Annotated in this window: 4 protein-coding genes, 1 pseudogene and 2 riboswitches; of the genes and pseudogenes, 2 read left to right on the top strand and 3 right to left on the bottom strand. The window is 26.4% G+C overall.

Annotated features, from left to right (window positions below; all coding sequences use genetic code 11):
* Nucleotides 1-183: 183 nt before the first annotated feature.
* Complete coding sequence (locus K0040_RS19275; protein ID WP_228110338.1) at nucleotides 184-3,801, bottom strand: AAA family ATPase; 3,618 nt, start codon at nucleotides 3,799-3,801, stop codon at nucleotides 184-186.
* Between the two features lie 272 nt (nucleotides 3,802-4,073).
* Here K0040_RS19275 and K0040_RS19270 point away from each other — a divergent pair, with 272 nt between their 5' ends.
* Nucleotides 4,074-4,355 carry a hypothetical protein gene (locus K0040_RS19270; protein ID WP_228110337.1) on the top strand — a complete coding sequence of 94 codons (282 nt, stop codon included), beginning with the start codon at nucleotides 4,074-4,076 and terminating at the stop codon, nucleotides 4,353-4,355.
* A gap of 77 nt (nucleotides 4,356-4,432) precedes the next feature.
* On the opposite strand, the gene K0040_RS19265 is transcribed toward K0040_RS19270, so the two are convergent.
* Together K0040_RS19265 and K0040_RS21185 are read right to left on the bottom strand one after the other, a co-directional pair.
* Nucleotides 4,433-4,636, bottom strand: a complete 204-nt coding sequence (locus K0040_RS19265) for a hypothetical protein (RefSeq protein WP_228110336.1) — start codon at nucleotides 4,634-4,636, stop codon at nucleotides 4,433-4,435.
* Nucleotides 4,604-4,687: riboswitch (cyclic di-GMP riboswitch) on the bottom strand. Its footprint overlaps the gene before it by 33 nt.
* 110 nt (nucleotides 4,688-4,797) lie before the next feature.
* Nucleotides 4,798-4,881: riboswitch (cyclic di-GMP riboswitch) on the bottom strand.
* 436 nt (nucleotides 4,882-5,317) lie between these two features.
* Nucleotides 5,318-6,117, bottom strand: a pseudogene (locus K0040_RS21185) (SDR family oxidoreductase).
* A 285-nt stretch (nucleotides 6,118-6,402) separates the two neighbouring features.
* Between K0040_RS21185 and K0040_RS19255 the strand changes: the two are divergent.
* Entirely contained in the window at nucleotides 6,403-7,731 is a 1,329-nt protein-coding gene (locus tag K0040_RS19255) for a hemolysin family protein (protein ID WP_228110335.1), read from the top strand.
* The last annotated feature ends 189 nt before the right edge of the window (nucleotides 7,732-7,920 follow it).

Below are 7,920 nucleotides of genomic sequence, written 5' to 3'. Positions count from 1 at the left end.
ATAATTGTGAAAAGAATGCTAGTATTAGTATTTCTTAGAAATAAAAAAATATTACTGGAATTTTGAATTTCCAGTAATATAAATTACAAAACAAAATTATTACACAAATCTATAGACATTCTCAAAAGGGACTACATTAGAATATTTTTCTATATAGTCCCTTTATAATTTATTTACTTATAATTAATCTCTTAATAAATTTTTTTTTAAAATATTAAATTCTTCTTTAGTAATTAAGTTCAAATCTAATAAATTTTTCAATTTAAGTAATTCATCTATAATATTTATGCTTCTACCATAAGGCAAACTACATTCATTATAACTTATTAAATTATCTTGCACTAAATTCTCTTCTTTTGATTTTATATTAAAAGCAGATTCTTCAACTGTATTTTCTTTTATAAATTCTTCTTTACTTTTTCTTATATCTAAAGGGGTAATAGTATTTATATCTCTTGGTATTATTTTATCGTTATAAACCCTTATACTTTGTATTCTTACAACTTTATCTAAAAATTTAGTAATCATAAGTGCATTTTTAACACTAAGATTAGATAAGCTTGAAAGATCCATTATGGATTTTTTCAATTCTTCTTCTCCATCTTTATTTATTTCATACCCTCTATAAGTTATAAGATTTGTTGCAATTTCAAATAATTCATTTTCATTGTAGTCTTCAAAATCTAACCATATTGGGAATCTGCAACTAAGTGCAGATTGACTTAATACAAATTCCTTCATACCATCTTTTTGCCCACATAAAACAATAATTATTTTATTATTATTTTTATCAATAAACTTGATTAAAGACGATATTAGCTCTTTTTTATTGTACTTATTATTAAATAGATGTACTTTATCAATTAATACCATTTTGCCTAAATAACCATTTAGTATATCCTCAATTTGTACTCCTCCATCCAAAAGAGCAGTAATTTCTATTTCATCCATTTCTACAATGTGCTTTGATTTTAAAATTCCCACACTGTAATACATACTTGATAATATTTTTAATGTTGATTTTTTACCTGTACCGTTATTTCCTGTAAATACCATATTGCTATACTTACTTAACTGACTTTTAACTCCTAGCTTTTCTCTTTTTTCTTTTGTTTTTATAATTTTATATTGATTTCTTAAAAAGTTTTTAGCTTTTTCATTTGCTGCAATTTTTTTCAACTTAGATTCTAAATTAAAATCATTTGCAGATGTAAATTCATTTATATTATCAATGTCTTTCGTAGTTATTAGGTTCATTTCGTATACACTTATATCACTTTCAGAGATTCTAATACTCTGAGCTCTAATTAAATTTTCCACATAGTTTCTCACTAATCTTCCATTTCCAGATTGCATATCAGAGTTTTCATATATATCAACAAAACTCTTTTTAAGTGACGTATAACCATTTTTTGATAATTTAAATCCTTTAGACTCTAAGAGTTTTATTGCCATTTCAGAAAGTTCATCTGGCTTATAATCTTCAAAGTTAGTCCATAGAGGGAATCTAGAACGAAGACCTATATTCACATCAAAGAAATCTTCCATTTCTTTTTCATATCCTGCAAGTATTACTATTACATCCTTTGAATAATCCTCTATTAACTTAAGTAACGTTTCTATGGCTTCTCTTCCAAGAGGGTCGTAAGCTAGAGTATAAGCTTCATCTATAAACAATATACCACCAATAGCTTCTTTAAAAGTTGCTTCAGTTTTTTTAGATGTTTCACCAGGAATTTCTGAAACAAAGTTTGATCTATCAGTTTCCACAAGTTGACCTATTTTAAGTAAGCCCATGCTATTTAACATTTCTGCTACAAGTCTTGCTATGGAAGTTTTTCCTGTTCCAGGATTTCCTGCAAAAACCATGTTTAGATTTTGTTCAATTTCTGTTTCTACCCCTACGGATTTTCTTTTTTCCTGTGCCACAATAAGCTTGTACTGACTTCTTAGTAAGTTTTTAACTTCTTCTAAACCAATTATATTTTTTAGCTTTTCTTCCAAATTAAATTTAGCTTTAACCTTGAAGTTAAAGTTATGTCTTTCTAACAAATCTATTTTTTTTTGTTTGTCTTGTAAATACTTCCTAGATGCGTCCATTATGGCATTTTCAACTATGTTTCTTACAAATCTTGCATTACCTAAATCATTTTTTCCACTAATTTGGTTTTTTGCAAATAAGTCTATTAAGTCATCTTCCACATTATCTGCTATTTTATATCCTTTACTTTTTGCTATATTAACTGCTATGGCATACATTTCATAAGGAGTATAATCTTCAAAATGGATTTTATTTGGAAATCTAGATTTTAATCCTGGATTCATACTTAGGAATTTTTCCATATCATTTTCGTATCCAGCAAGAATTACTACTAAATCATCTCTATTATCCTCTATTCCTTTAAGAAGAGCATCTACAATTTCTTTACCAACTTTATCTTCTTCGCTTTCACAAAGAGAGTAAGCTTCATCTATAAATAAAACTCCTCCAATGGCAGAGTTTATAACTTCCATAGTTTTCTTTGCAGTTTCATTTGTATTTTCGCTAACAAAATCTGCTTTACTTACTTCTCTAAATACTCCACGAGAAAGTAACCCTAGAGCATTTAAGTATTCAAAAGTAGTTCTTGCTGCATTGGTCTTTCCTGTACCTGCATTTCCTGCAAATATCATATTCATTGATATTTTAGAAGTAGTAAGTCCCAATCGCTCTCTTATATTTTGTACTTTATAATTGTTTTGAACATTATAAATAAATTCTTTTAGTTCCTTTATACCTATAATAGAGTTTAATTTGTATTTAGCTTCTTCTAAAGTTGGGGTTGTGTAGTCACTTAATTTATAAGATTGAGAATCTACCTTACAATATATTTCATCATTTTCCACATAAACAAATAATCTACTATTTAATTTTATATTTTCTTTAATAACTAGATTTCTAAGAGGATTATTAAGTTTGTAGATAACATACTCTGATATACCAAAATCACTATCTTTTTTATAACTTTCTTGTAAATATTTACAAATACCAAAGTATTCTTTATTAGACTCGTCTTTATTTAGATCTATCATTATGTCCAAAGATAATTCTTCCTTTATCTTATTTATTGTTTCAATTACCCTTCTTTTTACTACAATATTTCTTTCTTTTTCATCTAAATCTTTTGTATAAAGCATTTTATCTATTAGATTATTGCCAAATACTTTTTCTAAATCAATATTTTTATCATCACTAGTAAACACTATAAACTTATTATTACATATTAGTTGATTTATTTTTTCTTTATGAATTTTTTCTGATTCCAAAATATCATTTATCTCTTCTTGGTCTTTTTCATCTGCTTTTACAAATACATTATTTTTTATAATATAATCATCATTTAAATTAAAACAAGAATTTAAACAAAGCTCAGAAATAACATTCACTATTTCTGCCATTGCGTCTTGTATATTTTTAAACATTATACATTTGGATTTAGATTTTAATTTTTCATGTAAATCACTTAAAAATGCATTATATCCTAACTTAAAGTTATATGTATCTAGATTTATTTCATTTATATTATCACTTTCTATTAGTTGTTCTTTGTACATTTCTTCAATCAAAAGCCTAACACTTGTTTTCTTGCCCGTGTCTTTTTCTCCAACTAGAAGAATAACTCCTTTTTCATTTTTTACTGTTTTATCTTTTATATAGCTTATTAAATTTTTTATATATATGTCTTGGCCTATAAGTTCACTTTTCAAAATTTTTTCTATTTCTTTAAATTTATTTTCTACTTCTTTGTATATTTCATCCATAAGTTTTCTCCTCTCTTTTACTCTTACCTATAATCTTATACCCTTTTTATCCTTATATTCATTATTATTTTTAAAATTTTAATTAATATGGTCACTTGTTATTATTTTTTGCAAGTATTAATTTTTCAAAAAATTTCTACAAATCTCAAAGTATGTTGTATACATATATAATTTATGAAGGTTTATATATTTTTATGTCTAATTATTGAATTAAGATAATATTTCAACAAATATTTTTCTAACTATAAATAAAGAAGGTTGGTGTAAAGTATATGGCAAGTACTATAGTAAATTTTCCTTATAATTCTTTAGGTGTTGCAAGATTAGATTCTGATGGTGTAATTCACAATCATTTGTATCACCAATGTCCAGTAGGAAGAATAGATGATAGTAATATAATCCATAGTCATCCAACTAACTACTTCCCTGTTGGAAGAGTTGATGATAATGGGTATATATATGATAATAAAAATGTTAAAGTAGGTAGAGTAGAGGGCGAAGAGTACCTAAAAGCAGGAAGTGCATTTTTATTATTAATTAATAATTTGAGATAATATAAAAATTAAGTATAAAACAAAAAGACTTGCTTATTAAGCAAGTCTTTTTGAGTTAAATAAAGATGCTTCTTTATTTAAAATCTAGTTATATATATTCTATCGTCCACATATGCTTTTTCATTATTTATAGCTAAAAACCAACGAACATGATCTATATCATCTGATTGAATGTCACCTGTTTTATAAGAAAAAACACAACCATTAATAAAAAAGCTATATTTAACAATTAATAAAGTTTTATTAATTGAAAATATAGCCGGTTGCACCACTAATTCCATATACCCTAGGTGCCCACATATAAGATATACTTCATTGTATCTATTTAGTTATTTTATTTTGTACAAATTCAAAAATAGTTATATAGATTTCCATAAACACTGCAATAATATAATTTCTAATAAAAAAAGCTATACTCAACAATTAATAAAAATTTATTAATTGAAAATATAGCCGGTTGCACCACTAACTCCATATATCTTAGGTGCCCATATACAAGATATACTTCACAGTATCTATTTTTTTCATATATTTTAAAAGTTTAGTCTATCTTCGACTTAACAACTTATACCTTTATACTAATGTTACCATATTTGTATATTTTTTTCAACTTTTACAAGATTTCTAACAAAAACTTAAGTTTTCGTATAAAATATACTATCTCATATAATTATAAACTAAAAAATAACATATTTCTTTTGTAGATTCTAGTAATGAATCTGTTCTCATTTGTAAGACTAGAGTTTCTGTTCCACCTTCTTCTTGGGCAACATCTGCTTCTGCTTCTTTAGTTTTTAGCCATATTTTTTGATTTTGTTCTAAACCTGTTATTTCTTCCTAAATTCGTCATTCGCTCTTTATAATATCATAAAGTTTACACAAATTCAGTTAGAATATATACTTATTCAGTTAAGGCTGTTATTTGTAAAAAAATAGTTGCAACATGGCAACTATTCTAAAATTTATCCAATTACATTTCCTCCATTAACATGTAATACTTGACCTGTCATATAACTTGAATCATCACTAGCCAAGAATACATATGCATTTGCAACTTCATAAGGTTGCCCAGCCCTATCCATCGGTACTTTACTTCTAAGACTTCCAAAAGTCTCAACTTCTTTTGCATAGAAACTGCTTACTATTAGTGGCGTCCATATTGGACCTGGCGCTACTGCATTTACTCTTATTTTATCTTTTACTAAAGACTGGGACAAAGATCTTGTAAAGGCTAGTATAGCTCCTTTTGTTGCACTATAGTCTATTAATAATTCTTCTCCTTTAAAAGCTGTTACTGATGTAGTATTAATTATGGAAGAATTCGACTTCATATGAGGAAGTGCTGCCTTTACTAAGTAGAAAAATGAAAATATGTTTGTTCTAAATGTTTTTTCTAATTGCTTTTCATCTATATCTAAAATACTTCGTTGAATATATTGAACTGCATGATTGTTTACTAATATGTCTATTTTGTCAAATTCTTCTATAGCTTTTTTATTACTAATTTGCAGTTTTCTTCTTTTTGTAAATCTCCTCTTACTGCAATACACCTTCTGCCTAAACTTTTTATATGTTCACAAGTTTCTTTTGCATCTTCGTCTTCATTAAGATAGGCAATAATTATATTTGCTCCTTCTTTTGCAAATGCATATGCAACTGCTCTTCCTATTCCGCTGTCTCCTCCAGTAATAATAGCAACCCTTTCTTTTAGTTTGTCACTTCCATTATAATTTGCATTGTCAGATATGGGCCTTGGGTTCATAAGATATTCCATACCAGGGTGACAATTTTGGTGTTGTGATGGAAAGTTAACTTTAACAACTTCACAATTTTTCCTAGTATCTATATTTTTGTAAACAGGATACATTTATATTCTCCTCTCATATTTTCTCTTAGTATAAATTATCCTCATTTTCCTTAATTTAATGTATTTTCAATAATATAAAAAATTTATTAAAAAATATTCATAAATTAACACAAATTTAATATATTATATCTATAATTATTTATATAATATATTAATAAAAACTTTAGGAGGAGTTTGATAATGAGTAGTCTTGACGACCTCTCGAGGAGTATTATTCCTCAACTATTTTTAATACTAATTCTTACACTGATTAATGGATTTTTCGCTGCTGCGGAAATGGCCTTTGTATCAGTCAACAAACACAAAATTAATTCTCTTTGTGAAGAGAATAATAAAAAAGCCATTCTTTTAAGGAAATTGTTAGATGATCCGAGTAATTTTTTATCTACTATACAAATAGGAATTACTTTAGCTGGATTTTTCTCAAGTGCATCTGCTGCAACTACACTATCAGTTAGATTATTTAATTTACTGGCACCATATAACATTTTATATATCAAAGAACTTTCCATGATATTAATAACAATAATACTTTCATTTTTAACACTAGTATTTGGTGAGCTAGTACCTAAAAGAATTGCATTACAAAAATGCGAAAAAATCGCCTTAGCCTCAGTAAAACCTATTTACTTTGTATCTAAAATTTCCAAACCTTTCATAAAAATATTGTCGTTATCTACTAAAGCTATATTAAAGCTAACACATAATGATAATGTAGAAGACGAAAACAATATTAGCACAGAAGAAATAAAATTATTAATCACACAATCACAAAAAAATGGAACAATTAATATTATGGAAAAGGAAATAATAGATAAGGTTTTTGATTTTTCAGACAAAATATCTAAGGAAATTATGACTTCTAGAACAGATACAGTTTTAATTGATATAGATGACCATATTAATATAAAGCTTAGCACTATTCTTAATTGTAAATATTCACGAATACCTGTATATAAAGATTCTGTAGATAATATAATTGGAATACTTTATATTAAAGATTTAATATCACATTTAGTTGATAGTAATTTTGATAATCTTAATTTAAAAAGTTTATTACACTCACCTTCCTTTGTACCAGAAACGAAGAAAATTGATGAATTGTTTCTATTGTTAAAACAAAGCAAGAACCACATGGCTATTTTAATTGATGAGTATGGTGGTTTTTCTGGCATAGTCACAATGGAAGATATTATAGAAGAAATAGTTGGTGACATTGAAGATGAGTATGACATAGATAATGGTAAAGTTAAAAGTCTTGGCAATGGTAGTTTTGAAATCAAAGGTAACATGTCTCTCTTAGATTTTAATAATATTTTTGGCACACATATTAAGTGTGAAGATTGCGATACAATAAATGGTTATATTATTTCAACTATAAATAAAATTCCTAGTAATGAAGAAATTATTATTTTGGATATAGAAAATTATGAGCTAAAAGTAGTTGAAGTTGACGATAATCGTATTGAAAAACTTAGAGTCAACTTTGCTAAACAAAGCGCAAGCTAAAACTAATAAAAAAGTCACAGAGCTTATCTAATAAGCATGTGACTTTCTTTATGATACTAGTGGAGTGTGTGAAAAAAACTCTGTAAATAACAAAATTCAACAGCTTTCTATGATAATATTTAATTATTATAGGAGGCTGTTTTATTATGGGAAAAAGAAAACAAAAGCTTAGCGAAGGAAAAAGAAATA

The sequence above is a fragment of the Terrisporobacter petrolearius genome (assembly GCF_020748185.1).
Lineage (GTDB): Bacteria > Bacillota > Clostridia > Peptostreptococcales > Peptostreptococcaceae > Terrisporobacter > Terrisporobacter petrolearius.
Note: the sequence above shows the minus strand (reverse complement) of the source record. Positions and strands in the feature narration are given on the sequence as shown.

What these genes read in the sequence shown, in the direction of transcription:
- K0040_RS19255 (WP_228110335.1), top strand. Translation starts at nt 6,403, where the DNA reads ATGAGTAGTCTTGACGACCTCTCGAGGAGTATTATTCCTCAACTATTT.
- K0040_RS19265 (WP_228110336.1), bottom strand. Translation starts at nt 4,636, where the DNA reads ATGGAATTAGTGGTGCAACCGGCTATATTTTCAATTAATAAAACTTTA.
- K0040_RS19270 (WP_228110337.1), top strand. Translation starts at nt 4,074, where the DNA reads ATGGCAAGTACTATAGTAAATTTTCCTTATAATTCTTTAGGTGTTGCA.
- K0040_RS19275 (WP_228110338.1), bottom strand. Translation starts at nt 3,801, where the DNA reads ATGGATGAAATATACAAAGAAGTAGAAAATAAATTTAAAGAAATAGAA.